This is a genomic window from Actinomycetes bacterium (assembly GCA_024222295.1).
Classification (GTDB): domain Bacteria; phylum Actinomycetota; class Acidimicrobiia; order Acidimicrobiales; family Microtrichaceae; genus JAAEPF01.
Map to the genome: position 1 here is coordinate 262,969 of JAAEPF010000024.1, position 24,031 is coordinate 286,999.

General features: G+C 67.9%; 22 protein-coding genes and 1 tRNA gene. 16 read left to right on the top strand and 7 right to left on the bottom strand.

Features of this window, described 5'->3' with window-relative positions:
• Positions 1-9: 9 nt before the first annotated feature.
• Positions 10-1,083: a BMP family ABC transporter substrate-binding protein gene (locus GY812_09080; GenBank protein ID MCP4435631.1), complete on the bottom strand. Its 1,074-nt coding sequence runs from the start codon at positions 1,081-1,083 to the stop codon at positions 10-12.
• Positions 1,084-1,223: 140 nt separating this feature from the next.
• Between GY812_09080 and GY812_09085 the strand changes: the two genes are divergently transcribed.
• Both GY812_09085 and upp read left to right on the top strand, forming a co-directional pair.
• Positions 1,224-2,225, top strand: coding sequence for an adenosine kinase (locus GY812_09085; GenBank protein ID MCP4435632.1), 1,002 nt, complete (start codon positions 1,224-1,226; stop codon positions 2,223-2,225).
• A gap of 13 nt (positions 2,226-2,238) precedes the next feature.
• Positions 2,239-2,868: a uracil phosphoribosyltransferase gene (upp, locus tag GY812_09090; protein ID MCP4435633.1), complete on the top strand. Its 630-nt coding sequence runs from the start codon at positions 2,239-2,241 to the stop codon at positions 2,866-2,868.
• Here the strand turns inward: upp and GY812_09095 are convergent.
• Both GY812_09095 and GY812_09100 read right to left on the bottom strand, forming a co-directional pair.
• A complete protein-coding gene (locus GY812_09095; protein MCP4435634.1) occupies positions 2,865-3,965 on the bottom strand; it encodes an acyltransferase in 1,101 nt (366 codons plus the stop codon). The genes upp and GY812_09095 overlap by 4 nt on opposite strands.
• Positions 3,966-4,045: 80 nt before the next feature.
• Entirely contained in the window at positions 4,046-4,765 is a 720-nt protein-coding gene (locus GY812_09100; GenBank protein MCP4435635.1) for an HAD hydrolase-like protein, read from the bottom strand.
• A gap of 33 nt (positions 4,766-4,798) precedes the next feature.
• Between GY812_09100 and GY812_09105 the strand changes: the two genes are divergently transcribed.
• The gene (locus tag GY812_09105; protein ID MCP4435636.1) at positions 4,799-5,884 is read left to right on the top strand and encodes an adenosine deaminase; all 1,086 of its coding nucleotides are present in this window, start codon (positions 4,799-4,801) and stop codon (positions 5,882-5,884) included.
• A complete protein-coding gene (locus tag GY812_09110) occupies positions 5,881-6,558 on the top strand; it encodes a deoxyribose-phosphate aldolase (GenBank protein MCP4435637.1) in 678 nt (225 codons plus the stop codon). The genes GY812_09105 and GY812_09110 overlap by 4 nt, the downstream gene beginning before the upstream one ends.
• Here the strand turns inward: GY812_09110 and GY812_09115 are convergent.
• Both GY812_09115 and GY812_09120 read right to left on the bottom strand, forming a co-directional pair.
• A complete protein-coding gene (locus GY812_09115; GenBank protein ID MCP4435638.1) occupies positions 6,547-8,241 on the bottom strand; it encodes a phospho-sugar mutase in 1,695 nt (564 codons plus the stop codon). The genes GY812_09110 and GY812_09115 overlap by 12 nt on opposite strands.
• Positions 8,242-8,249: 8 nt before the next feature.
• Positions 8,250-9,056: a purine-nucleoside phosphorylase gene (locus tag GY812_09120; protein ID MCP4435639.1), complete on the bottom strand. Its 807-nt coding sequence runs from the start codon at positions 9,054-9,056 to the stop codon at positions 8,250-8,252.
• A 59-nt stretch (positions 9,057-9,115) separates the two neighbouring features.
• On the opposite strand from GY812_09120, the gene GY812_09125 reads away from it, so the two are divergent.
• The 4 genes from GY812_09125 to GY812_09140 are packed head-to-tail and all read left to right on the top strand — an operon-like array spanning position 9,116 to position 14,148.
• Positions 9,116-11,848 carry a hypothetical protein gene (locus GY812_09125; GenBank protein MCP4435640.1) on the top strand — a complete coding sequence of 911 codons (2,733 nt, stop codon included), beginning with the start codon at positions 9,116-9,118 and terminating at the stop codon, positions 11,846-11,848.
• 1 nt (position 11,849) lies between these two features.
• Positions 11,850-12,608 carry a TatD family hydrolase gene (locus tag GY812_09130; protein ID MCP4435641.1) on the top strand — a complete coding sequence of 253 codons (759 nt, stop codon included), beginning with the start codon at positions 11,850-11,852 and terminating at the stop codon, positions 12,606-12,608.
• Positions 12,608-13,468 (top strand): 16S rRNA (adenine(1518)-N(6)/adenine(1519)-N(6))-dimethyltransferase RsmA, encoded by an 861-nt coding sequence (gene rsmA, locus GY812_09135; protein MCP4435642.1) that lies wholly within the window; start codon positions 12,608-12,610, stop codon positions 13,466-13,468. Before GY812_09130 ends, rsmA begins: the two co-directional genes overlap by 1 nt.
• Positions 13,438-14,148, top strand: a complete 711-nt coding sequence (locus GY812_09140; protein MCP4435643.1) for a 4-(cytidine 5'-diphospho)-2-C-methyl-D-erythritol kinase — start codon at positions 13,438-13,440, stop codon at positions 14,146-14,148. Before rsmA ends, GY812_09140 begins: the two co-directional genes overlap by 31 nt.
• A gap of 10 nt (positions 14,149-14,158) precedes the next feature.
• Here GY812_09140 and GY812_09145 read toward each other — a convergent pair whose 3' ends face one another.
• Positions 14,159-14,260 (bottom strand): AURKAIP1/COX24 domain-containing protein, encoded by a 102-nt coding sequence (locus GY812_09145; protein MCP4435644.1) that lies wholly within the window; start codon positions 14,258-14,260, stop codon positions 14,159-14,161.
• Positions 14,261-14,427: 167 nt separating this feature from the next.
• Here GY812_09145 and GY812_09150 point away from each other — a divergent pair, with 167 nt between their 5' ends.
• Positions 14,428-15,756 (top strand): hypothetical protein, encoded by a 1,329-nt coding sequence (locus GY812_09150; GenBank protein MCP4435645.1) that lies wholly within the window; start codon positions 14,428-14,430, stop codon positions 15,754-15,756.
• A 7-nt stretch (positions 15,757-15,763) separates the two neighbouring features.
• Positions 15,764-17,239 (top strand): oligosaccharide flippase family protein, encoded by a 1,476-nt coding sequence (locus tag GY812_09155; protein MCP4435646.1) that lies wholly within the window; start codon positions 15,764-15,766, stop codon positions 17,237-17,239.
• Here GY812_09155 and GY812_09160 read toward each other — a convergent pair.
• A complete protein-coding gene (locus GY812_09160; protein MCP4435647.1) occupies positions 17,226-18,260 on the bottom strand; it encodes a GNAT family N-acetyltransferase in 1,035 nt (344 codons plus the stop codon). The two genes, GY812_09155 and GY812_09160, sit on opposite strands and share 14 nt — an antisense overlap.
• A 133-nt stretch (positions 18,261-18,393) precedes the next feature.
• Here GY812_09160 and GY812_09165 point away from each other — a divergent pair, with 133 nt between their 5' ends.
• The 6 genes from GY812_09165 to GY812_09190 all read left to right on the top strand — a co-directional run bounded on the left by GY812_09165 (position 18,394) and on the right by GY812_09190 (position 23,992).
• Complete coding sequence (locus GY812_09165; protein MCP4435648.1) at positions 18,394-19,896, top strand: sugar transferase; 1,503 nt, start codon at positions 18,394-18,396, stop codon at positions 19,894-19,896.
• Positions 19,897-19,922: 26 nt separating this feature from the next.
• On the top strand, positions 19,923-21,086 hold the full coding sequence (locus tag GY812_09170; protein ID MCP4435649.1) for a glycosyltransferase: 1,164 nt from the start codon (positions 19,923-19,925) through the stop codon (positions 21,084-21,086).
• A complete protein-coding gene (locus tag GY812_09175; GenBank protein MCP4435650.1) occupies positions 21,083-21,850 on the top strand; it encodes an FkbM family methyltransferase in 768 nt (255 codons plus the stop codon). Before GY812_09170 ends, GY812_09175 begins: the two co-directional genes overlap by 4 nt.
• Positions 21,841-21,913 (top strand) — tRNA-Gln (locus GY812_09180). Before GY812_09175 ends, GY812_09180 begins: the two co-directional genes overlap by 10 nt.
• 1 nt (position 21,914) lies before the next feature.
• Positions 21,915-23,009 (top strand): NTP transferase domain-containing protein, encoded by a 1,095-nt coding sequence (locus GY812_09185; GenBank protein MCP4435651.1) that lies wholly within the window; start codon positions 21,915-21,917, stop codon positions 23,007-23,009.
• Positions 23,009-23,992, top strand: a complete 984-nt coding sequence (locus tag GY812_09190) for a ribose-phosphate diphosphokinase (GenBank protein MCP4435652.1) — start codon at positions 23,009-23,011, stop codon at positions 23,990-23,992. The genes GY812_09185 and GY812_09190 overlap by 1 nt, the downstream gene beginning before the upstream one ends.
• The last annotated feature ends 39 nt before the right edge of the window (positions 23,993-24,031 follow it).

Below are 24,031 nucleotides of genomic sequence, written 5' to 3' on the forward strand. Positions count from 1 at the left end.
GAGAGTAGGTCAGCTCGGAGAGACAGACTGGGAACCGTCGATGATCGCCTTGCGGTACTCCTCGATCTTGTCCGCAAGTTCTGACGGCACGTCGCTGCCGAGCTCGGGGATGCCGACACCCTCGTTCTCGAGGGTGCCCTTGTAGACGCCCGCCTCGAAGTTGTCGTCGACCACGGACTTGATCGAGTCGAACACTGCCACGTCCATCTTCTTCTGCACAGAGGTGAGGAAGATGTCGCAGTCGTCCGCGACCGAGATGCAGCCGTCGGTGTCGACCCAGATTATCTTGACGCCGTCGGCTTCCTTGGCGGCAGCTACAGAGCCCAGCCCCACCGGACCGGCGACCGGCATCACGATGTCGGCGCCTTCGTCGATGAGCGACTTGGTGAGCTGCTTGCCCTTGTCCTGGTCCTCGAAGTCGCCTGTGAACTGGCCGTCGGAGCCATCCCAGCCGAGCACCTCGACCTCGGTTTCGTTGTCGGCGTTGTACTGCTGGACGCCGGCGAGGAAGCCGTCCATGAAGATGGTCACAGTCGGAATGTTGATGCCGCCGAAGGTGCCGACCTTGCCGGACTCCGAGGTGCCCGCCGCCAGGTAGCCGGCCAGGAAGGCCGCCTCGTCGGTGGCGAAGGTGAGCTCCTCGACGTTGTCGTAGGAGATGTCCTCACCGGCGTCGGGGTCGAAGAAGTCGACGTCGACGATGGAGTACTTCTGGTCGGGGTTTTCCTGCGCAGAAGCCTGCGCTGCGCCGTCGAGCAGGAAGCCCACCGGGATGATCAGGTCACAGCCCTGGTCCACGAAGGCCTTCAGGTTGGGCTCGAAGTCGGCCTCGCTCTGGGACTCGAGCACCTTGCCCTCGACGCCGAGTTCGTCCTCGGCCTTCTTGAGGCCGTCATTCGCGGTCTGGTTGAACGAGCGGTCGTCGACGCCGCCGGTGTCGGTCACCTGGCATGCCGTGATGCCGCTCCCGCTGCCGTCGCCGCCACTGCCCTCTTCATCGTCACCGTCGTCGGAGGAGCAGGCCCCCGCCACAAGTGCCAGTGCGAACAGTGCCGCTGCACCGCGAATCAATCGTCGACTCACAACAAACCTCCGTCATTGGGGATTCCGGCGCCGGGCGGCGCTGCCGCGGACCCTAGCCGAGCACGGGGCCCCGGGAGCGCAGGAGCCGATTGCCCGCTGCGCCGCCGCCGGCCGTATCCTCGACCGCCGTGCGATCACCAGTGGACCCAGCAGCGGCCGAAGTCGATGTCGTAGGCATCGGCAACGCCCTCGTCGACGTTCTCAGCCATGAGGACGACGACCTGATCGACCGCCTGGACATCCCCAAGGGCGCCATGACGCTGATCGACGGGGAGCGGGCTGAGGAGTTGTACTCACTCATGGGCCCGGCTGTGGAGATCTCCGGCGGGTCGGCCGCCAACACGATCGTGGGCGTGGCGGCGCTCGGCGGCCGCGCCGAGTACCTCGGGAAGGTCCGCAACGACCAGCTCGGCAACGTGTTCGCGCACGACATCCGCGCCACCGGCGTCACCTACGAAATCGCGCTCGCCCTCGCAGGCCCCAGCACGGGCTGTTGCTTGATCCTGGTCACCCCCGACGCGCAGCGCACCATGAACACGTACCTCGGGGCATCGGTTCACCTGGGACCGGCAGACGTCGACCCCGAGCGGATAGCACGGGCCTCGGTGCTCTACCTCGAGGGCTACCTCTACGACCCGCCCGAGGCCCAGGAGGCGTTCCGGGTGGCTGCCGGCTACGCGCACGAAGCCGGCCGCACTGTGTCGGCGACGCTCTCTGACAGCTTCTGCGTCGAGCGCCACCACAGGGCATTCCTCGACCTGGTCGAGCACCACGTCGACCTGCTCTTCGCCAACGAGGCCGAGATCCTCGCCCTGTACGGCACAGATGACTTCTACGCAGCCGTGTCGGCGGTGCGGGACCACGTGCCCTACTCGGCCCTGACTCGCTCCGAGAAGGGTTCGGTCGTCGTCACCCCCGACGAGGTGATCGAGATCCCGGTGGACCCCGTGGAAAGCCTGGTCGACACCACCGGTGCCGGGGACCTGTACGCCTCGGGCTTCCTGCACGGTTTCAGCATCGGGGCCGAGCTCGAGGTGTGTGGCCGGCTCGGCTCGCTGGCCGCGGCCGAGGTCATCTCGCACCTGGGCGCGCGGCCCGAGGCCGATCTCGCGCTGCTCGCCCGCCCCCTGTTGGATTCGTGACAGAGTTCGGGGCATGGCCCGGACCCACGTAGTCGACCATCCGCTCGTCCAGCACAAGCTCTCGATCCTTCGCGACGTCGAGACGCCCCACGGCGAGTTTCGCCGCCTCGCGCGCGAGATCACCTTGCTGGCCGCCTACGAGGCCACAGCGGACCTGCCCACCGAGCCGATCGACGTGCACACGCCCCTTGCGGTCACGGAGGCCCAGAGGCTCCGGCCGCCACAGCCCGCCGTCGTCGGAATCCTGCGTGCCGGGCTGATCATGGTGGACGCCGTGCTCGAGCTGATCCCCCATGCGGCAGTCGGGCACCTCGGTATGTACCGGGACCCAGGAACCCACGAGCCGGTCGACTACTACAACAAGCTGCCGGACCGCATCGACGAGCGACCGGTGCTGGTGGTCGATCCGATGCTCGCCACAGGTGGCTCCGCGGCGCACGCGCTCGACCAGCTGCGCGAGGCGGGAGCGACGGACATCCGCCTGCTCTGCATCGTGGGGTGCCCCGAAGGGGTTGCAGCGGTGCGCGAGGCACATCCCGACGTTCCGCTGTTCCTGGCAGCGCTCGACGACCGCCTGGATGACCACAAGTACATCGTCCCCGGGCTGGGTGACGCAGGCGACAGGATCTTCGGGACGCTCTAGCCTGCGCGATGAACGTCGGAGCTGCCGAGCCGGTGGGCGCGAGGCTCGGGATTCCTCACATCGACGGGGGTCGTCCTCGGCAGTCTCACAGCGGCGCGGGGCCACAGGGTCGGCCGGCGCCGTGCCGCAAGGTCTTCGGCCCAGCCGAACAGCACGCATGCCGGAACCAGCAGGAGCACCGTCCAGGCAAAACGCGCGGGTGCTGCCAGGTTGCCGGGGAAGGCGTATGTCATCACGGCCCAGACCGCCACCATGTGCCACAGGTAGATGGTGAGTGCCCGCGCTGAGATGAACGTCACGGTTGCGCGGACAGCGGGAACCTCAAGGCGTGGCTCGATCCGCTCGCGTAGCCCGACGGCCGACACGAGCCAGAACGCCCCCAGCAGGAAGCTGCCCAGCCCGGCCAGTGACTCGAGGCTTCCGGTCTCGTGGAAGGCGAAGAACAGCAAGGCGCCGACGGGTCCGGTCGCCGCTGCGATGAGCGCCCAGCGCGAGATGGTCCGGTCGCCGGGCAACGCAGCGAGCTTCTTCAGCCAGCGTTCGAGGACTCCGTCATGGTGCAGGTATCCCAGTGACCAGCAGACGGCCCAGAAGGGAGTGCCACCCAAGCCGATCGGCATCAGCACGATGGTCAGTGCAACGAGGACCGTCCAGTAGCGCCTGGAATGGGTCAGTTGCATGCGGCGCATCCACCCGCCGACCAGCGACAACAGCAGGTGCATCTGCAGGTACCACAGGGCGATCCAGGTGAACACGATGTCGGAGTTGGCGTCGCCCGGGCCGATCGGGCCACCGAAGGAGAGAAGCGGCATGACGAAGGAGACCCAGGACAGCGGGTTCACCTCTCCCAGCACGCCCAGGTAGCCCCACAGCGCCACCATGGCCAGGATGTAGATCCAGTACGGGAACAGGATCCTGCGGAACCGGTCGACCACCACCTGTCTGGTTGGCCGGCGGTCGACCGATCCGGCGTACAGCGATCCGGCGATGAAGAACATCAGCGGCATGGCCGTGAAGGCCGTGACCGTCCAGAGGTTGGTCGAGTGGTACAGGACCACCCGGGCAAGCGCGAACGCACGGAGTGCGTCTAGGTACACGCTGCGCTCGCTGTTTCGCCCCAACAGTCCTGTCCCGGTCGTGCGCCGAACCGCCAACGGCGCCCGGGGACAGTGTGGACCTAGGGTCCCCCCGCGCTCAAGAGCGCCGGCAGGGAAGAAATCCCATCGAGGTGCACGACCGAGTCGGGGAGGTTGTCCTCGTCGATCGCCTCCAGGGCCCAGGTGGTGTGGTACGGCACGTGCACGCCCCGACCGCCCAGCGCCACCACCGGCAGAATGTCCGACCGCAGCGAGTTGCCGACCATGACGAAACCCCCTGGTTCCACGGAATGGGCATCGAGGATGCGCGCGTAGGTGTCCGGGTCCTTCTCGCTGACGATGTGTATGCCCTCGAAGTGCTCAGCCAGGCCCGATCGGGCCACCTTCGACTCCTGGTGCAGCAGGTCGCCCTTGGTCACCAGCAGGAGCCTGTGGTCCCGGGCCAGCAGTTCCACTGTTTCCGCCACCCCTGAAAGAAGCTCCACCGGGTGTTCCATCATTTCCTTTGACCACTCCACGATCCGGTGGATCTCCGAAGCGGTGACCTGCTGGGCCGACACCTCGATGGCAGTCTCGATCATCGAGATGGTGAACGCCTTCACTCCGTATCCGAACAGCGCGAGGTTGCGTTGCTCCACCTCGATCAGGCGTGCCTCGGCCTCTGCCGTGTGCGTCACGTATGGCTCCAGCAGGTCGGCCAGCCTCTCTGTGGTGGTGACGAAGTGGTTTTCGCTGTGCCAGAGCGTGTCGTCGCCGTCGAGGCCGATCACCGGGGTGCCGGTCGGCGTGGTCGTGCCCATCTCGGTGACGGTAGTGGCGAGTACCGTGAGTGCGTGCAAATAACTCCCCAGCTCGCAGTCGATGCACCGAAGGTGTTGTTGCACGACCACCTCGACGGCGGACTCCGGCCGACCACGATCATCGAGTTGGCTGGCGAGTACGGCTACGACGGCCTGCCGTCGACCGACCCCGACGAGCTCGCCGCCTCGGTCCGCAGGGGGGCCAACCGCCGCGACCTCGAGTTGTACCTGCAGACGTTCGCCCACACCGTCGGCGTCATGCAGCACGCCGGGGCCATCACAAGGGTCGCTCGGGAGTGTGCGGAGGATCTGGCGGCCGACGGGGCGGTCTACGCCGAGGTCCGCATGGCGCCCGAGCTGTGCACCGAGGGCGGACTCGACCTCGACCAGGTCGTCGAGGCAATTCTCGCCGGTTTCCAGCAGGGCGAGCGGATCGCCGCCGACGCGGGCCGCCCGGTCATCGTGCGCCTGCTGGTCACCGCCATGCGCACCGCGGCCCGGTCCAGTGAGATCGCGGAGCTGGCCCTGCGTCACCGCGATGACGGTGTGGTCGGATTCGACATCGCCGGCGCCGAAGCGGGCTACCCGCCGAGCCGGCACATGGAGGCGTTCGACCGCATCCGCCAGGCGCACTTCCACATCACGATCCATGCCGGCGAGGCGTTCGGACTACCGTCCATATCCGAAGCGCTGGGATGGTGCGGGGCCGAGCGGCTGGGCCACGGTGTGCGCATAGTCGACGACATCGAGATGACCCCCGATGGGCCCGTGCTCGGCACCCTCGCCAACTACGTACGTGACCGGCGGGTGCCACTCGAGATGTGCCCGTCGTCCAATGTGCACACGGGTGCCGCCGCGTCGATTGCGGAGCACCCGATCGGACTGCTGATGGACCTGCGTTTCAGGGTCACCATCAGCACCGACAACAGGCTGATGAGCGGGGTGAGGCTTTCCGACGAGTTCTGCCTGCTGGCGGAGCACCATGGCGTGGACCTGGCCACGATGCAGTGGCTCACCGTCAACGCCATGAAGTCGGCCTTCATCCACTTCGATGACCGCCTCCGCCTCATAGACGACGTGATCAAGCCCACCTACTCCAAGCTGGGGGTCGGCAGGTGAGCCTGGATCTGAGCCGGGAGTCCCTTGCCGCGATGGTCGACCACACGATCCTCACCCCCGAGGCGGGCCGTCGACGGGTGGCCGAGGTGACCGCCGAAGCGGTGTCGATGGGTTGCGCCTCGGTGTGCGTCCAGCCCGAGATGGTGCAGTACGCAGCAGAGGTGTCGGGGCGGCGGACAACCGTGTGTTCGGTGGTGGGCTTCCCCCACGGCGCCAACCTCTCGGAGGTCAAGGCTGTCGAGGCCGCGTGTGCGGTGGCCGCAGGGGCGGGTGAGATCGACATGGTCGCCGACCTCTCCGCGATTGCAGATGGCGACGATACCGCTGTGGCTGCTGATGTGGCCCGGGTGCGCGCCGCCGTGCCCCACGTCGTACTGAAGGTGATCCTCGAGTCGGCCCTCTGGAGCCCTGTGCAACTCCGCGGAGCTGTCGCCGCTTCGGTCGGTGCCGGAGCGGACTTCGTAAAGACCTCCACCGGCTTCCATCCCGCCGGTGGTGCATCCACGGAAGCCATCGAAGCGATGGCCGCCACCTGCGCGGGCAGGGCGCGGGTGAAGGCGTCGGGCGGTATCCGGGACCTGGCCACCGCGAGGGCGATGATCGATGCAGGTGCCGACCGCCTCGGGCTGTCGGGCACGCAGGCGATCCTCGACGAGTTCGCCTCAGCCGATTAGCTCGACGAGGTCGGCGACGACGGCCTCCAGCCGGGATGCCGCCCGCCCGCGTGCGGCGTCGGGCCGTTCCGCGGCGCCGACGGGTTCCACGGCCTCGCAGTAGTACTTGAACTTCGGCTCGGTTCCCGAAGGCCGCAGCACGACACGGATGTCGTCGGCCAGTGCGATGCGCATCACGTCGGGTGCCGGCCAGTCGACCTCGAGTACGTCCAGTCCTCCCAGCCGGGTGGGAGGACTGTCGGCCAGCAAAGAGGTGATGTCAGCCATCCGGTGCGCCGCGCCGGAGCCCTCGATGCGCAGCGACCCGTTGTGGGTCACGTGGGCACCGTGGCGCTCGGCGATCTCATCGAGCACGTCCCACACCGTGCGGTCTGCGGTGGCCAGCGAGCAGGCCGCATCGGCCGCGACCAAGGCTGCGGTGATGCCGTCCTTGTCGCGGGTGTAGGCGCCGAGCGCGTAGCCGAGCGCCTCCTCGTAGGCTATGACCTGGTGCCAGTCGGGGTTGTCGATGCCGGGGCGAGACAGCCACTTGAAGCCCGTGAGCGTCTGCTCGAAGTGGGCGCCTGCAGCGTCGGCCATCGAGCCGGTGAGCCGCGAGGAAACGACCGTGGTCACCAGCAGTCGTTCAGCCACGCCGTCGGTGTGGAGCAACTGGTGCCAGGCCAGCAGCGCCCCCGTCTCGTCGCCGCTGAGCGCCTGCCAGGTGCCGTCGGGAAGGGGGGCGGCCACCGCCAACCGGTCGGCGTCGGGATCATTGGCAAGCGCCAGAACCGAACCGGTCGACTGTGCAAGGGAGATCACCTCGTCGAGTGCCCCCGGCTCTTCGGGGTTGGGGAAGTCAACCGTCGGGAACGTGGGATCTGGCTGCCGCTGGGAGGCGACGTGGTGAACCGGTCCGTGGCCGAACCTCTCGAGGGTGAGTTGCAGGAGCTCGGCGCCCACACCGTGCAGCGATGTCACCGCGAGGGGCATCGGGCGGGCGGGCGGTCCAGGCACCAGACCGGCAGCAGAGTCGAGGTAGGCGGAGACGAGCTCACTCGGCCCGGCGGCGGAGCCGAGGGTGGTGATCGGAGCAACCCGTCGGTCCTGTGGGAGCACCTGTTCGTGGTCGGCGACGGCGTCGATCGCCTGCGCGATGAGCGTGTCCAGGGGCGGGGCGATCTGGGCACCGTCGCCCCAGTAGACCTTGATGCCGTTGTCGGCCGCGGGGTTGTGGCTCGCGGTGACCACGACCGCCGCTGCGGCTTCGAGGTGACGTAGCGCGAATGCCGCCAGCGGGGTGGGTGCAGGTCCGTCGATGCTGTGCACCGCGATGCCGTGCGCTGCGACCACTTCACAGGTGTCGGCCGCGAAGTCCACAGACCCCGTGCGGGCGTCGTGGGCGACGACCACACCTCGTGCAGCGGCAGTGCCGCCGGTGTCGGTCTGAGCCAGCAGGGTCCGGGCGATGCCGGCCGCAGTCTGGCGTGCCACGAGCCGGTTGAGTCGCAACGGTCCGGGTCCGACCGGTGCGCGAAGCCCGGCGGTGCCGAAGCGCAGGCGCCCGCCGAAGTGCTCCAGGAGCTCATCGTGGTCGCCCCGCTCGACCATCTCGCCGACCTGTTTCGATGTGACCGGGTCGGGGTCGGCCTGCATCCATCGACGGGCCGTTGCGACAAGCGTTGCTGTCGGCGGTTCGCGCATCGGAGCGCTCAGGCCCCCGCCACCACCGCGCGGAGCATCCCCGCCAGGCGGGGCGCCGCCTCGGCTCCGGCTGCGAGCACCTCCGTGTGATCGAGTTCGGGTTGCAGGCCTGCAGCCAGATTGGTCACGAGCGACACGCCGAACACCTCGGCTCCGAGGTGGCGTGCAGCAATGGCCTCGAGCACAGTGGACATGCCCACTACGTCCGCGCCGAGCGAGGCGAGCATCCGGATCTCCGCCGGGGTCTCGAAGCTGCCTCCCAGCAGCCCCGCGTAGACTCCTTCGACCGCCGAGTCGTCGCTGTTCAGCGCGAGCTCCCTCAGCCGGTGGCTGTAGAGGTTGGTCAGATCCGGGAAACGGGGTCCCATCGACTCGGGCGGCGGGGGCCCGACCTGGGGGTTGACGCCGCTCATGTTGATGTGGTCGGTCAGCACGACCGGTGTGCCCACACCGACTTCGGCCCGCAGCGAACCCGCGGCATTGGTGAGCAAGACGGCCCGGCACCCAGCCAGCACAGAGCATCGCACCGCATGCACGACGGTGTGCGCGTCATGGCCCTCATAGAGGTGTGCGCGGCCGGCGAGCACCAAGACCCTGCGACCCTCGAAATCCAAAGCGCTGATCGTGGCGCCGTGGCCCTGCACCGTGGGAGCGGGCACCCCTTCGAGTTCGTCCATCTTGATCTCGCCGCCGACTTCGCCGATGCTGCGGCCCACATCGGCCCATCCGGAGCCCAGCACGACCGCCACGTCGGCCCCTCCGAGCGCGTCCTGCAGCCGCTGCGAGTCCTGCTTGGCGAGTTCCCATGGATCCATCGCGCCATTGTGGCAGTTGGACGGCCATCTGTACTCTGGGTCAACTCACAAGGGGCGCAGTGCAGACACTCGAGCCATACGTCGAGCCAGAGAGCGGCAAGCCGCCGCGGCGCGGGTCCACTGGCGCGCTCGCTGCCCTCGGCGCCCTGGTCATCGTCGCCACGTCCGTGGCGGCGGTGGTCACCCGCCTGGGTGTGCTCGTCATCATCGGCGTGGCGATCATCGCGGTCGGTGCGCTGTTCGTGCTGCGACGGGGTTTCGGGTTCGTCCAGCTCGTCGCCTTCCTCATCCACTTCGAGGGAATCGGCCGCGGTGGCATATCGGTGGGGCGCATCATCTCGGCGACCGCGATCCTGCTGATCGCGTACAAGCTGGTGGTGGACAAGTGGCGGCCCCCCGCGGTGCCGATGCGCTACTGGTTGCCCCCGGTGCTGGTGATGACGTGGGGTGTCGCCTCCGCGATCTGGGCACCCGATGTCGGCCAGTGGTTCGTGGGCGTGGGCGTGTTCGGCCTGGCGTTCGCCTACTTCGCGACCTCTGCACTGCTGATCGATTCGGTCGACCTGATCAAGAAGTGGATGCGTGCCTACTGGTACGGAGGCATATGTGGTGCGGTTGCGGGCGTGTGGGGCCTGATCCTGGGCTTGCGCGCGTTCGGGTTCAACCGCGACGCCAACCTCTTCGGCGTGCTGGCCGCGTCGATGATCCCGCTCACGATCTACTACCGCCGCCAGTCCAAGACCACCACGGAGAAGGTGCTGTACACGGTCGTGCTGCTGCTCGTGCTGGGTGGTGCGGCCGGCGCCGGGAGCCGATCCGGGGTGATCGGTGCCGCGGTCGCCCTTTTCGCATCGATGGTGTACCGGCCGGGCGTGAAGGTGAGTCGAAACATCGCCCGTGCGTTCCCGGCCGCGATCATCACCGCGATCATCGCCGTGGGTCTGATCGTGATCAATCCCAACACGCTGATCCGTGGCACCGACAGCTCGGGCCGGCTCGACTTCTGGAACGTCTCGGTTTCGATGATCCAGGAGAGACCCGTGCTCGGGGTGGGCCTCGGCAACCTCGACGCGCAGATCCCGAGCCGAATGCCGATCACCCCCGGCACGACGAAACTCTCCGACGTGCGCGACGAGGTGTCCTCGCACAACACCTACCTGGACATCGCCGGTGACCTCGGGGTCATCGGACTGGTGATCTGGGCCTCGGCGATCGTGATGACGGTCATCGGCCTGTTGAGACCCCGGTGGAAACAGACCAAGGAGCTGTCTGGCTACCTGTTCCTGATGTTCCTGCCGGTGCTCAGCGGCTCGATGTTCCTGTCGCTGATCAACAACAAGCTCGCGTGGTCGCTCATCGGAATCGCCGCCGCGCTCCAGGTGCCGTCGTGGGGCACGCGCTGGAAGGGCTACTTCGAGCCCTCGCGCGGCGACCCTGCCTCAGGTGAGGAGCAACCAGAGCGCCTCGCGCGCTGGGACCTGCGGATCAGCCAGCGATTCCGGATCTGGGTCGTGCTCGGCGCCCTCGCCGGTGCGGTCATCTTCCCGGTGGTCGGATCCAGCGCCCCGACGAACTACAGCGCCAGCCGTTCGATAGTGGTGCCGAAACTCGACCTGCCGCCGGGCGTGCCCTATGTGCGCCTCGACATCGACCGGCTGCAGTACGTGCACAACCTGATCCTCTCGGATGCCTACGCGTATCAACTCGCCGAGTTGGCCGGTGTCGACATCGATCCGCGGGTGGTGTCCGATGACGTCACGGTGTTCCGCAGCGACGCCGGTCCGTACATGGACATCGTGTTCAAGAGCACCGACGAGCAGTTGGTCAACCAGGTTGCGCCCCATCTCACCGGTGCGCTCGACGCCATCATCGAGCAAGGGCGCATCGACTCCGAAGAGACACTCCGCGACGAGCTGCGCCCCCGTGACCCGGGTGAGCAGCGCTACTACACCGGGCCGATGTACCTGCCGGTGGGGCAGGATGTCGACTTCGGTGTAGAGCCACCGCGGCTAGTGTGGCTGGCGTTCGTTGGCGCGGGTACCGGTGGGCTGTTGGCCATATCGCTGGTGTTGATCAAGCAGGGCAGTCCGCGGGTCAACAACGACGACGACTTCCCGCACGCGGTCGGCATGCCGTTGTGGACCCATGTCGGGCGGAATGGACGCCGCAACGCGGCCACGCCGGCGCAGTACGCCCACGTGGCCGTCACGGCGTTCGAGGCAACCGATGGCGAGCGGCTCCCCAACCGCATGCTCCTTGCCGCGCCGCGCCACAGTCGCTCGGCCCGGGTGCTCTCGATGGGGATCGCGGCCAGCCTTGCGGCGAGCGGGGAACGCGTCCTGCTCGTCGACGGCCAGGTCGAGCGACGGGTCATGTCGTGGCGTCTCGGTGCGGGCCTCGCGCCGGGCATGAACGACATCGCCCACGGGCGCGCAGCCCTCGGTGACTCGATCCGGCGGGTCCGGCGCTGGCGACTCCCTCGCCCGGTGCGCAAGTCGTTCCGTGACAACCGCGAGAACCTCCGCTTCATCCCCGCTGGCCGTCCGCGCCGCGGTGAGGAGCCCGCGGTCGACCCCGCGCTGTTGTCGGATGTCGACGACGACGTGATCATCGTGATGCTCGCACCGCCGCTTCTCGGCACCATCCCGGTGTCGCCGTCGCTGCGTTGGGCGGATGTCGTTCTCTACAACCTCGTCGAGGGGGAGACTGTCACCTCCGATGCCGAGGATGCGGCGCTGCAAGTGGCCACGTTCGCCCAGGGGCCGAGCGGTGTTGTCCTCTCGGACGTCTGACGTGGGTTGGATCGACAACCACTGCCATCTGGACGGCGAAGATGATCCGGCAGAGGTTGTGGCAGCCGCTCGCGCGGCAGGCGTGGAGGCGATGGTATGCGTCGGCGTCACCGTGGAACGCTCGGAGGCCTGCATCCGGTTGGCGCAGCAGTTCGACGACGTGTTCGCCACTGCCGGGGTGCACCCCCACGACGCGTCAGGCGGGATCGACGGGCTGGCAGAGCTGTTCGGCCGCGCCGGTGGGGGTGGCGGGCCCGTGGCCGTGGGTGAGTGCGGGCTCGACTACCACTACGACAACTCCCCCCGGGACGCCCAGCGCAAGGTGTTCGCACAGCAGATACAGCTGGCGCACGAGTCCGGGCTGCCGCTGGTGATCCACACCCGGGATGCCTGGGATGACACCTTCGCTACCCTCGACTCCGAGGGGCTACCCGGCCGCACCGTGTTTCACTGCTTCACCGGCGGGCCGGGTGAAGCCGATGCCGCGCTCGAACGCGGCGCGTTGCTGTCGGTCAGTGGCATTGCCACATTTCCGGGTGCCGTGGAGCTGCGCGAAGCGGTCGCCGGGGCGCCGCTGCAGTCGCTCATGGTCGAGACCGACTCGCCGTACCTCACCCCGGTTCCACACAGGGGCAGGCCCAATCGACCCGAGTTCGTGCGCCATGTCGGCGAGGAGGTGGCTGCGCTGAAGGGCGTGGACACAGCAGAAGTGGCCGAGGTGACATCGGCCAACGCCCGGGCGTTCTACGGGATCAGCTGATGCTGGGCGCCACGGAAGTGCGCCGCCTGCTCGACGAGCACGGGCTCAGTGCCCGCAAGTCGCTCGGCCAGAACTTCGTCACCGACCCCGGCACGCTGCGACGGATCGTCTCGATCGCCGGCATCGGTCCCGGCTCTCCGGTGCTGGAGGTGGGTCCGGGCATCGGATGCCTCACCCTCGCACTGGCCGAGGCCGGCGCCTCGGTGACAGCGGTCGAGAAGGACCCGACCCTGCTGCCCGTGCTCGACGAGGTGCTGGCGACCTTGCCCGTGTCACAGCGGCCGAACATCGTGCGCGGCGACGCCCTGGAGCTGGACTGGCAGGACTTGTTGCAGGGTGACGGCTGGTTCGTCGTAGCCAACCTCCCCTACAACGTGGCGGTTCCGATCATCCTCGGCCTGCTCACCTCGGCGCCGATGGTCGACGCGATGTGGGTGATGGTTCAGCTCGAGATGGCGGAGCGCATCTGCGCCCAGCCGGGCGGACGGACCATCGGGGTCCCCACGATCAAGGTCGGCTGGTATGCCGACGCGTCGATTGCGATGACTGTGTCGCCCGAGGTGTTCACGCCCCGGCCCCGGGTGCGCTCGGCGGTGGTCGAACTCCGCCGCCGCCGGCCGCCCGACGATTCGCTCGAGCCGGCGGTCGTGTTCGATCTCGTCGACACCGCATACCGCCAGAGGCGCAAGATGCTGCGTTCATCGCTCGCGACACTGGTCGGCGGCGATGGTGCCGGTGAGGTGTGGGCCGGAGCGGGAATCGACCCGACCAGCCGTCCTGAGCAGCTGTCGGTCACGGACTGGTCGCGACTCGCTTCTAGTCTGTTGCGGTGCCAACGCTCTTCGCCCCGGCGAAACTGACTATCTCGCTGAGGGTCACCGGTGTGCGCCCCGACGGCTTGCACCTGATCGACGCCGAGATGGTCACACTCGACTTCGGCGACCGCCTCGAAGTGGAGCCTGGCGGGTCGGGCCTCGAGGTCGAGGTGGGCGGGCAGCGGTCAGCGGGCGACGCCAATGATCTCGTGGTGCGTGCACTGGAACTGACGGGCCGCCGGGCGGGAGTGGTGCTGCACAAGCGGATTCCTGCCGGCGCCGGCCTGGGTGGGGGCAGTTCCGACGCGGCAGCCGTGCTGCGCTGGGCCGGCTGGTCCGACGAGTCCCGAGCCGTCACCCTCGGAGCTGACGTGCCGTTCTGCCTGCTCGGTGGGCGGGCCCGCGTGAGGGGCATAGGCGAGGTGGTGGACCCGTTGCCGTTCCGCGAGCAGACAGTCACACTGTTCACGCCGCCGGTTCACTGCTCGACGCCGAGGGTCTATGCGGCGTGGGACGAGATGGGCGGGCCCAGTGGCGAATACGGCAACGACCTCGAGCCCGCAGCCTTGACCGTGGCGCCGGAGCTGGCGCGCTGGCGCGACGAGTTTGCGTCCGCGACCGGGGAGTGGCCGCAGTTGGCCGGCAGCGGGTCGACCTGGTGGGTGCGTGGCGCCCATCCGGGCCCCGGGCACGTGGTCGCTCGGGCAACCCCGCCGATGCTCTGAGTGAGTGGTGCTACTTGCCGCGTGCGCGGCGCTGATGGCGTGTGCGGCGAAGCAGCTTCTTGTGCTTCTTCTTTCGCATGCGCTTGCGGCGCTTCTTGACCAGTGATCCCATGAGGGATCGACCATACGCCCCGCACCGCCCCGGTTCCCAATCGGCGGGCGCCATGAGCGGTGGGCATTCCTACCTGTGGGTGCGGTGTGCGGGGGCAGGCGGGCTTACACTCTCGCGTCGGGCGATCGCACGACGTCCGATGGCAATTGCGGGGAACCATGACGCCGATGCCCTATGAAGGTGAGCCGGAGGCGACAGCTGTCGAAGCCGCGCCCACGGAGCGCCGCTCGCTGCGCCTTTCGCGCCGCCAGGTGCTCATCGTCGCGGCCTCGGCGCTGGTGACCGGTGTCATCGCAGTCGTGTTCTCGCAGCTGAGTCCACCGATCTACGAGACGACCCGCTCGATCATCGTCTACTCGGGCGGCAACGCCAACGAGAACGACGTGCTGTCCGCCGCGATCGAGGACATCGTGAAGTCCAAGGGCATGGCAGCCGAGGTGAAGCGCCGCGGGGGATTCGAGGAGTCGATCGACGAGATCGACGGCCTCATCGGCACCAGCCGCTCCCCGCTGTCGCCGTACATCGACATCACGGTGTCGAGCCCGGTCAAGGAGCAGTCCGAGGCCGTCAGCGCCCAGGTGATCCCGTCGCTGCAAGCGGTGTTCGAGTCCAACCAGCGCCAGCTCCCTGTTGAGCAGCGCATCGCCGGTCCGGTCTTCCAGCAGATCTTCGAGTTCCCGCTGCAGTCCACCACGACGTTCCCGGCATGGTTCGCCGCACTGTTCGGAATGCTCATCGGCGGCCTCGTGCCGTACCTTTTCTTCCTGTTCCGCAACCTGCGCAAGCCGGTCCTGGCCTCGGCGCAGGACGTGACCCAGGCGATCGACCTGCCGGTACTGGTGAAAGTGCCGCCCATGTCGGGCCGCACCGGCAACCCGCGCGACTCCGTCGCCGGCGTGATCTCCGCAGTCGAGCGCCTCAGCCTCGACGAGCCAATCCACCGCCTGGTGCTTGTCGGCCCCGACTCCGGGCCCGACAGGGCGTTGATGGCGCTGGCGCTCGCGAACGTGATTGCCCGCAGCTTCGGCCAGCCCGTTGCCCTTGTCGACGCCGACCTCCAGGCAGGGTCGTTGACCGAGCTCGTGGGAGCAGGAGACACCGCCGGGTTGTCGGAGTGCCTCTCGGGCCAGCTTGCAGCCGACGCAGCGCTTGTGGACCTCCCCGACACCCGGATCCCCAGAGAGCTCGACGGCATGACTGCTCCTGAGGGAATGGTGCGGTTCATCGGCGCCGGGATCGACCGCAGCCGCAACATCCTGCGGATGCGCTCGGCGCTCGACCGTGTGCTCGATGGCCTGGCGGGCCGCTACGTGGTGATCATCAACGGTCCGCAGATCCCGGGCCCGGTGCCCACCTCACAGATGCTGTCGCTCGCGGACACGACCCTCATGGTCGTGGTCGAGGGCAAGACCCGCCTCACCGACGCCCGACTCGCCGGAGACGCACTCCGGTCGTTCGCATCAGGGCCATCGGGCGTGGTCGTGCTGCGCGGGTGAGCCCTGCGTGAATGACGAGGCGCGCGTGAACGGCGATGCCCAGAGTCTGGGCACCACCGCCACCCGCGGATTCCTTTGGGCCAACGTCGGGCTGTTGAGCCGCTTCGGCGCGGCGCTTGTCCTGGCGTCTTTGCTGGTGCGCCAACTGTCCGATGGCGACTACGCGGCGATGGTCGCGCTGACTGTCGTGATGCTCTACGCCGACACGGCCCTCGACCTCGGCATGGGCGCCGCCCTCGTATACGAGCAGGAGGAAGGCCAGACGCGACGGGTCGACGTGGCCTTCAGCGCCAACGTGGCCTTCTCGCTGGTACTCGCTGCACTGGCGGTCCTCGCCGCGCCGTTGATCGCGGTGCTGTTCAACCTCGAGGAGTACGTGTCGGCGTTCCGGATGCTCGGACCGCTGATCATGATCTCCGGGCTCAACACAGTGCCGTGGGCGCTGTTCATGCGCGGCATGGCTTACCGGCCCCGCGCCTATACCGAGATCGCACGCGACGGCTCCCGACTCGTTGTCACACTCGTGCTCGTCTACGGCGGCATGGGCATCTGGGGCGTCGTGTGGGGCTTCATCGCCTCCAAGGTGATCTGGACCGTGGGCACGTGGGCGCTGACCCGGTTCAGGGCACGGTTCGCGTGGGACGGCGACATCGTGCGCGACCTGTTCAGCTACGCCTGGAAGATGGCGGGCAACAGGTTCCTCGGCCTGCTCGCGCTCAACGGCGACTACTTCGTGGTTGGCAACCGCACAAGCACCATGGAGCTCTCCCTGTATTACCAGGCGTTCCGGCTGCCCGAGGTCGTGATGGGCGGCCAGCTCAACGCGATGTCCGCGGTGCTGTTCCCCATGTACTCGCGCATCCGCTCGAAGGGCACCGATGCCCTGCGCGACGCCATGTACAAGGCACTTCGCATCGTCGGGCTGTTCTCGATCCCCGTCGGTGTGGTCATGGCCCTCGCGGCACGTGACGCGATCACCGTGATGTTCGGCACGCAGGGAACCGACGCGGTGACCGTGATGCAGGTCATCTCGATCACCGGGTGCATCACCGGGCTGGGTTTCGCGACCGGCGACCTGCTCTACGCGACCAACCGCCCCGGGCTGCTGATGCGCCTGAACGCGGTGATGGTGCCGCTCATGCTTGCCGCCATGTGGATCGTTGCCGGGAGCCATGGAATCGTCGGGGTCGCCCTCGTACACCTGGGCACGCAGGCAGTCTTCGTGACGATTCGCCAGCTGATCGTGAACCGCATCATCGGCGCATCGCTGCTGGCGTGTGTCGCCGCGCTGTGGCCGGGAGTGGCCGTGACCGCGGGAATGTTGCTGTTCGGCCTGCCCGTGCGACTCCTCACCCCCGGGGGCTTCGTGTCCGGGCTGATGGTGGTCGGCGCGGCCGCCGTGGGCGCACTGGTGGCGCTTGCGCTGTCACCGGCTTCGAGGGCGGAGCTGCGAGATATCCTCGCAAAGATCAAGGGCGCCTGAGCTTCGAGCGGAGGGCGTCCAGCTGCGGCGCCTGTCGCTTCCAGGTGTTGGCCGCGGCGGCAGCCGCGGTTCCCCTCGGCCCCACCCCGGTGCGGGCCCTCACGACGCTGCGCTGCGCAGTCGCCCAATCGTCCTTGTAGGACTCGGCGCCGCGCAGCAGGTCGAGCTCGATCATGCCGCTCGAGCGGGCCCAGCGCAGGACCTCGGCCTTCAGTACCGACCCACTGCCCCTGAAGTCGTGGTCGGTCAGACGGCCGGCCTGGTAGAACGCCGCGCGGTCGTCGGCGATCATCTCGAGCTCGGACGCGATCACCCGGTCGCCGTCGGTGAGCTCGTGCACCACCACCTCGTCGGCGAGCATGCCGGCTCGTGCCGTGGCCCGGAAACGCTCCCACCCGGCCGAGAAGCCCGACTCATCCTCCCAGCGGCTGTCGTGCAGGTCGAACAGCGCGTCCAGTGCGCGGTCGGCCTCCCGGGATGGCACCTTGCGCACCTCGAAGCCGGCCTTGGCGAGACGTTTGGCGCCGCGCTTGATGTTGCTGCGCATGCGTCCCGGCAACCTCGCGACGGGGTCCTCCTCCTCGAGGGCCACCCATGGTGCCGGCACGCGCTCGATCACCTCGGCATCGAGAAGGAACGGCAGCTCGCAGTGCTCGCTCAGCCCGTCGAGGTCGATCACCCGGTCGCCGTCACGGAGCCAGCGCCCGACGGCGCCGAGCACCTCGCGGCGGTGCACCGCCAGTGCCACCACGTCCAGGTGGTCGGGGGCCAGCGGACCCTGGCCGAGGCAGCGCACTCGCTCGACCCGCAGCGGACCGCGCCCGATGGTGTCGATTTCGAAGGCAGCACCCCCGACGAGGGCGCCGTCCTCATCCAGGCAGACGAGGATGGCGGGTTCAGCACCTGCGGCGTTGTCGACCCACCAGGAGCGCAGGAATGGCGACGGAAGGGCCCCACGGGCCGCAATCCGGTCCCATTGCGCGCCGAGGTCGCCTAGTCGATCGAGCCGTTGCAGTCGCATGCGCAGCCAGTCTGGCCGCCCCCGGGATGAATAGCCCACTCCGTCGCCCTTGACGGTGGCACCCGTCACAGAGTTACATAGCTCATACCGAGATCGGTCCCGGCTGGACCGACGGGTGGCTGGTAGGGGCGAGATGCTGAAGATTACCGAGGCGGACGGGGCGCCATTTGGCGAACCGGTAGTGGGGGATCAGCAGGTGGTGGACCTGCGCGAGGCGAATGCGAGACACAGGGGCTCGCCTCTCCTGGCTGACCCACAGAGGACGATTCCACAGCGCGAGCGGCGCGCCGTAGGCCGACTGGTCAAGGACCTCGGCCATGTACTCGATGCGGCTGCGGTCGGAGTCCCGCTCCTGCTCTCCAGCTTCGTGCGCGACGCCGTCGTTTCGCGTGGCGTGGTGCTGCTGTTCGTCATCGTGGTCACAGCCATGCTCTGGCCAACACACCGCAGGGGCCGCCATCTGATCAGCCCGAGCGAGGGCCTCATCTCGGTGGTCGCCCGCGTGGGTCTGGCCCCCGTCATGACCTGGGCCCTGCTGGCCGTCGTTCGACTCGGCGAGGGCGCCACGGTCAACCGGATGGTCGACATCGTGGCGATCATCCAGATCGTCGTGCTCACCATCCCCCTGATCCTGCTCGGGCGGATCATCAGCTACCGCCTTTCGACGCTGGCTCGACGCCGTGGCTACGACGTCGAGGACACGCTCGTTCTCGGCTCCGGCCCCACGGGCGTCGAGATCGCCAATGCGATCGAGGACAACCCCGACACCGGGCTGGTTCCGTGTGGCTTCGTGGACCGCTTCGAGTCCGACTCGACCCTGCCGCTGGTCGGCCGCCCCGAGGACCTGCATGCGATCCTCGCTGCAACCGGTGTTCGAAACGTGGTCATCGCCTTCGGTGGTGCCGCCGAGGAGGAGCTAGTCGCGATCGTGCGTCGCTGCCACGACGTCGACGTGCAGTTCTACGTGGTGCCCCGCCTGTTCGAGCTCGGTGTGTGCGCCGGAGAGGTCGGTCACGAGATCGATGGGCTTCCGCTGGTGAAGGTGTCCTGCCCCGGCAACAGCGCCAGGTCCTGGAGGGCCAAGCGGGCCTTCGACATCGCTGCCGCCTTGATCCTCTTCGTGCTCACCACTCCCGTGTTCGCAGCCTGTGCGCTCGGAGTGAAGCTCACCTCGCGTGGGCCGGTGTTCTTCCGCCAGGTCCGAGTCGGCATCGGTGGCCGACCGTTCGAGATCCTGAAGTTCCGCACCATGAAGGTCAACGACGACTCCGACTCCCAGTGGTCGGTGGACGAGGACGACCGGGTCACAGCCATCGGCAAGTTCCTGCGCCCGTCGCACCTCGACGAGCTGCCACAGCTGCTCAACGTGCTCAAGGGTGACATGTCGCTGGTCGGCCCCCGGCCGGAGCGTCCGCACTTCGTGGAGCAGTTCTCCGGTGAGATCAACGGCTACGAGCACCGCCACCGCGTGCCGGTCGGCATCACCGGGTGGGCCCAGGTCAACGGGTACTGGGGTGACACGAGCATCGAGCGACGCGTGCGCCTCGACAACCGCTATATCGAGAACTGGTCGATGTGGCGTGACCTCGTGATAGCGCTGCGCACCTTCCCGACCCTGTTCGGGAAGCGTCGCTGACCAGCCCCGGCAGTAGCGTCTGCGGAGTGAAGATTGTCGCCGTCACGTCCCGCTTTCCGCATCCGATGGAACGCGGCGACAAACTGCGGGCGCAGCACCAACTCCGGGAGCTGGCCAGGCACCACGACGTCGCACTGATCGCCCTGTCGGAGGGACCTGTGCCCGCCGAGCACCTCGATGTGCTCAGCGGTGCCGGAGTGCGCACGCACGTCGTGCAGCGTTCGAGGGCAACGACGGCATTCGCCGGAGCGCGCGCCGCGTTGCGGATGCCGGTGCAGGTTGCCTACTTCCGCTCCACCGGTGTGGAGACCGAGGTGCGGCGCCTCATCGAGGCGGAGTCGCCCGATCGCCTCTACTGCCAGCTGATTCGAACAGCGTGGGCCGTCGAGGGTACGGGCGTGCCGGCGGTCATCGACTACCAGGACGCGTTCGCGGCCGCCATGAAGCGCCGGGCCGCCGGACAGCCCCCGGGTGCGCGTCACGCGTTCGAGTACGAGTCGACCAGGATCGCCGCGGCGGAAGCAGCCGCGTTCGAGGCGTTCGAACGCCGCGTGGTGATCTCGGAACAGGACCGGCTCTCCCTCGAGGTGCCGGATCGCGACGCGGTCGATGTGTTGCCCAACGGCGTCGACACGTCCTTCTTCGCACCAGGTGGCGAACCGCCGGCCGATCCGGTCGACATCGCCTTCGTGGGCAACATGGGATACCCCCCGAACGTCCGGGCGGCCCGGATGCTGGCCGAGGAGATCATGCCTCTGGTGCGCCGCCAGCGGCCGGGCTCGCGCCTGCTGCTGGCTGGGGCCCGGCCATCGCGCAGTGTGCGTGGGCTCGCCGGCCCACACGTCGAGGTGAGTGGATGGATGCAGGACATCCGCGAGGGATACCGGCGCGCCTCGGTGATGGTGGCGCCGTTGTTCATCGGGTCGGGCCAGCAGAACAAGGTCCTCGAGGCAATGGCCATGGGTGTGCCCGTGGTTACCACCGACCTGGTCAACAATGCGATCGGCGCAGAGCCGGGCCATGAGCTGGTCACTGCCTCGACCGCGCAGGAATTCGCCGACTCGGCGCTGGAGCTGCTGGAGTCGGCCGATCGCCGCGATGCCGTCGCCGAGGCAGGCCTGAAGATGGTGCAGGCCAGATTCGCCTGGAATGCGGTCGGCGAGCGTCTATCGGGCATCATCGCGTCATGAGCGGCGGGGACCCACAGCCTGTGAAGCGCAAGCTTCAGCACATGCTGCAGCGCGCCCTCGGCTTTGACCGGTACCTGTACCTGTTTGCCCGCTACAAGGTTCGCACACTTCACCGCGACATCTTCGAAGCCGACGTGCTGCACTTCGCACGCATGCTGCCCCGTGACGCGATGGTGCTCGACATCGGCGCCAACATCGGCGTGATGACCGTGCACCTCGCACGCCAGGTGTCGAGTGGCCACGTGCATTCCTTCGAACCGATGCCGGAGAACTACGCCGCGCTCGAGCGTGTGGTCAGACACTACGGGCTGAGCAACGTGACGTTGCACCAGATGGCGCTGGGTGACGCCGACGGCGACCTCGAGATGGTCATGCCGGTGATGGGGTCGGTTCGGATGCAGGGGCTCTCCCGGGTGGTGCCCGCCGGCGGCGATGCGCCGGACGGTCAGCACCGCAAGGTCCCCGAGCGCCGCCTGGACGACCTCGACTTCCTCTCCGGGGTGCCGGTGGCGGGCATCAAGATCGACGTCGAGGACTTCGAGCAGTACGTGTTCCTGGGCGGTCGCAAGCTGATCGAGCGGTGGCGCCCGCTCGTCTACACCGAGCTGGGCCAGGGCGACAATCGCCCGGCGTGCCTCGAGTTCTTCGAGGACCTCGACTACTCGGTCTGCGTGCTGGAGGGCGACCGCCTGGTGTCCCATGTGGAGGGCGCACACCAGAAGCACAACTTCTTTATGCTGCCTCCGGGACACGATCTCGGGTAGTTCAACTGGCAGAACGCCTGACTTTGGATCAGGAGGTTGCAGGTTCGAGCCCTGCCCCGAGAGCATGACCGACCATTCCCAGGGATCACAGCAGTCTGCGATCGTGCTTGCCGCGGGGCAGGGCAGTCGCATGCGTTCGGAGCGGCCCAAGCCCCTGCACCGGCTGTGTGGAAGCCCCATGCTGAGCTACGTACTCGGTTCGCTCGGAGGCATCGACGTGTCGCACGCGGTGATCGTCGTCGGGCACAAGGGCGAATGGGTTACCAAGAAGATGCAGGAAGGGCTGCACAGCCTCCGCCTCGAGTTCGTCGAGCAACGAGTGCAGCGCGGCACTGGCGACGCCACGATGGTCGGCCTCGTGGGCCTCGAGGAAGACGACGACGAGGGCGACGTGCTCGTTCTGCCCGGCGACACGCCCCTGCTACGCCGCGAGACGATGGCCTCGCTCGTGCAGCACCACCGCGAGACCGGCGCCGCTGCCACCATGCTGACCGCGATCGTGGACGACCCGACCGGCTACGGCCGTGTGGTGCGTGTCGACGACGGCCGCGTGGAGAGGGTGGTGGAGCACCGTGACGCCACCGAGGTGGAGCGAGCCATCGACGAGGTCAACACCAGCATCTACTGCTTCCGCCGCAGCCTGCTGGCGCCGGCGCTGCGCCGCATCGAACCCGACAACTCCCAGGGGGAGTACTACCTGACCGACGTGGTGTCGGTGCTCGTGGGCGCAGGCCACCGCGTGGAGGCACTCGTCTCGGGCGACCCGAGCGAGACGCAGGGTGTCAACGACCGCCTCCAGCTGGCCCAGGCCGAGGGTGAGCTGCGCAGGCGCACCAACGAGGCACTGCTTGCCGAAGGCGTCACCATGGTCGACCCGGGCGCCACCTACGTCGACACGACGGTCGAGCTGGGCCGCGACGTGACGCTGTTTCCGGGCGTCATCCTGCAGGGCGACACGAAGGTCGGTGACGGAACCGAGGTGGGTCCGGGCTGTCGGCTGGTCGACACCGAGGTGGGCGACGACTGCGTGCTGTCCCAGGTGGTCACCGACGGTGCCCGTATCGGCGACCGCTGCCAGGTGGGTCCGTTCGCGCACCTCGGCCCGGGAACCGATATGCCATCTGACACAACCACGGGAGCCTTCTACACTCCGGGCTGATGGAGCTCGTGACCAAGAAGCGTCTCGTACTGGTGGCCGGACGGGCCAACCATGGCCTCGCCGAGGAGGTGGCCGCGGCGCTGGGCACCGAGCTCGACCCGGTCGAGATCGCGGAGTTCGCCAACGGCGAGCTGCACTGCCGCTACGGCAACTCGATCCGTGGCTGCGATGTGTTCATCTTCCAGAGCCACTGCTCCTCGGGTGACCTGTCGGTCAACGACGCGATCATGGAGCAGCTGATCATGGTCGATGCCGCCAAGCGAGCGAGCGCCAAGCGGATCAGTGTTGTGGCGCCCCACTACGGCTACGCCCGACAGGACCGCAAGGCCGAGGGCCGCGAGTCCATAACGGCCAAACTCACCGCCGACCTGTTCGAGGCGGCCGGCGCCAAGCGGATCATCTCGGTCGACCTGCATTCCGGGCAGATCCAGGGCTTCTTCGACGGCCCGGTGGACCACCTGACCGCGATGCCGATCCTGATCGACTGGATGGCAGAGAACCTGGGCGACGACCTCGTGGTCGTGTCACCCGATGCCGGGCGTGTGAAGGTCGCCGAGCGCTACGCCAACCAGCTGGGTGCAGACCTCGCGATCGTGCACAAGCGCCGCGTGCGCGGTGCGAAGAACAGCGTCGAGGCAAAGGAAGTGGTCGGTGAGGTCGAAGGCCGCCCATGCGTGCTGATCGACGACATGATCGACACTGCGGGCACGATCGTTGCCGCCGCCGAACAGCTCACAGACCGTGGTGCCGCCTCGGTGTGCTGTGCTGCCACCCATGGAGTCTTCTCCGGCCCGGCGATCGACCGGCTGAAGAACGCCAAACTCGACAAGGTCGTGATCACGAATACCTTGCCCCTGCCCCCGGAGAAGCGCATCGACAAGATCGAGGTGCTCTCGGCGGCGGGCATCATCGCCGATGCGATCGACGCGGTGTTCGAGGACACATCTGTGTCGAGCATCTTCGGCGGCCACAACCAGAGCTGACTTTCTCGTCGGGGCGCCTGCCCCGTACACTCGCTCAGT

Coding starts and splice junctions, on each gene's coding strand:
- upp (MCP4435633.1), top strand. CDS start 2,239: ATGGCCCGGACCCACGTAGTCGACCATCCGCTCGTCCAGCACAAGCTC.
- GY812_09100 (MCP4435635.1), bottom strand. CDS start 4,765: ATGGGCACGACCACGCCGACCGGCACCCCGGTGATCGGCCTCGACGGC.
- GY812_09115 (MCP4435638.1), bottom strand. CDS start 8,241: ATGCGCGAACCGCCGACAGCAACGCTTGTCGCAACGGCCCGTCGATGG.
- GY812_09120 (MCP4435639.1), bottom strand. CDS start 9,056: ATGGATCCATGGGAACTCGCCAAGCAGGACTCGCAGCGGCTGCAGGAC.
- rsmA (MCP4435642.1), top strand. CDS start 12,608: ATGCTGGGCGCCACGGAAGTGCGCCGCCTGCTCGACGAGCACGGGCTC.
- GY812_09145 (MCP4435644.1), bottom strand. CDS start 14,260: ATGGGATCACTGGTCAAGAAGCGCCGCAAGCGCATGCGAAAGAAGAAG.
- GY812_09150 (MCP4435645.1), top strand. CDS start 14,428: ATGCCCTATGAAGGTGAGCCGGAGGCGACAGCTGTCGAAGCCGCGCCC.
- GY812_09160 (MCP4435647.1), bottom strand. CDS start 18,260: ATGCGACTGCAACGGCTCGATCGACTAGGCGACCTCGGCGCGCAATGG.
- GY812_09165 (MCP4435648.1), top strand. CDS start 18,394: ATGCTGAAGATTACCGAGGCGGACGGGGCGCCATTTGGCGAACCGGTA.
- GY812_09175 (MCP4435650.1), top strand. CDS start 21,083: ATGAGCGGCGGGGACCCACAGCCTGTGAAGCGCAAGCTTCAGCACATG.
- GY812_09185 (MCP4435651.1), top strand. CDS start 21,915: ATGACCGACCATTCCCAGGGATCACAGCAGTCTGCGATCGTGCTTGCC.
- GY812_09190 (MCP4435652.1), top strand. CDS start 23,009: ATGGAGCTCGTGACCAAGAAGCGTCTCGTACTGGTGGCCGGACGGGCC.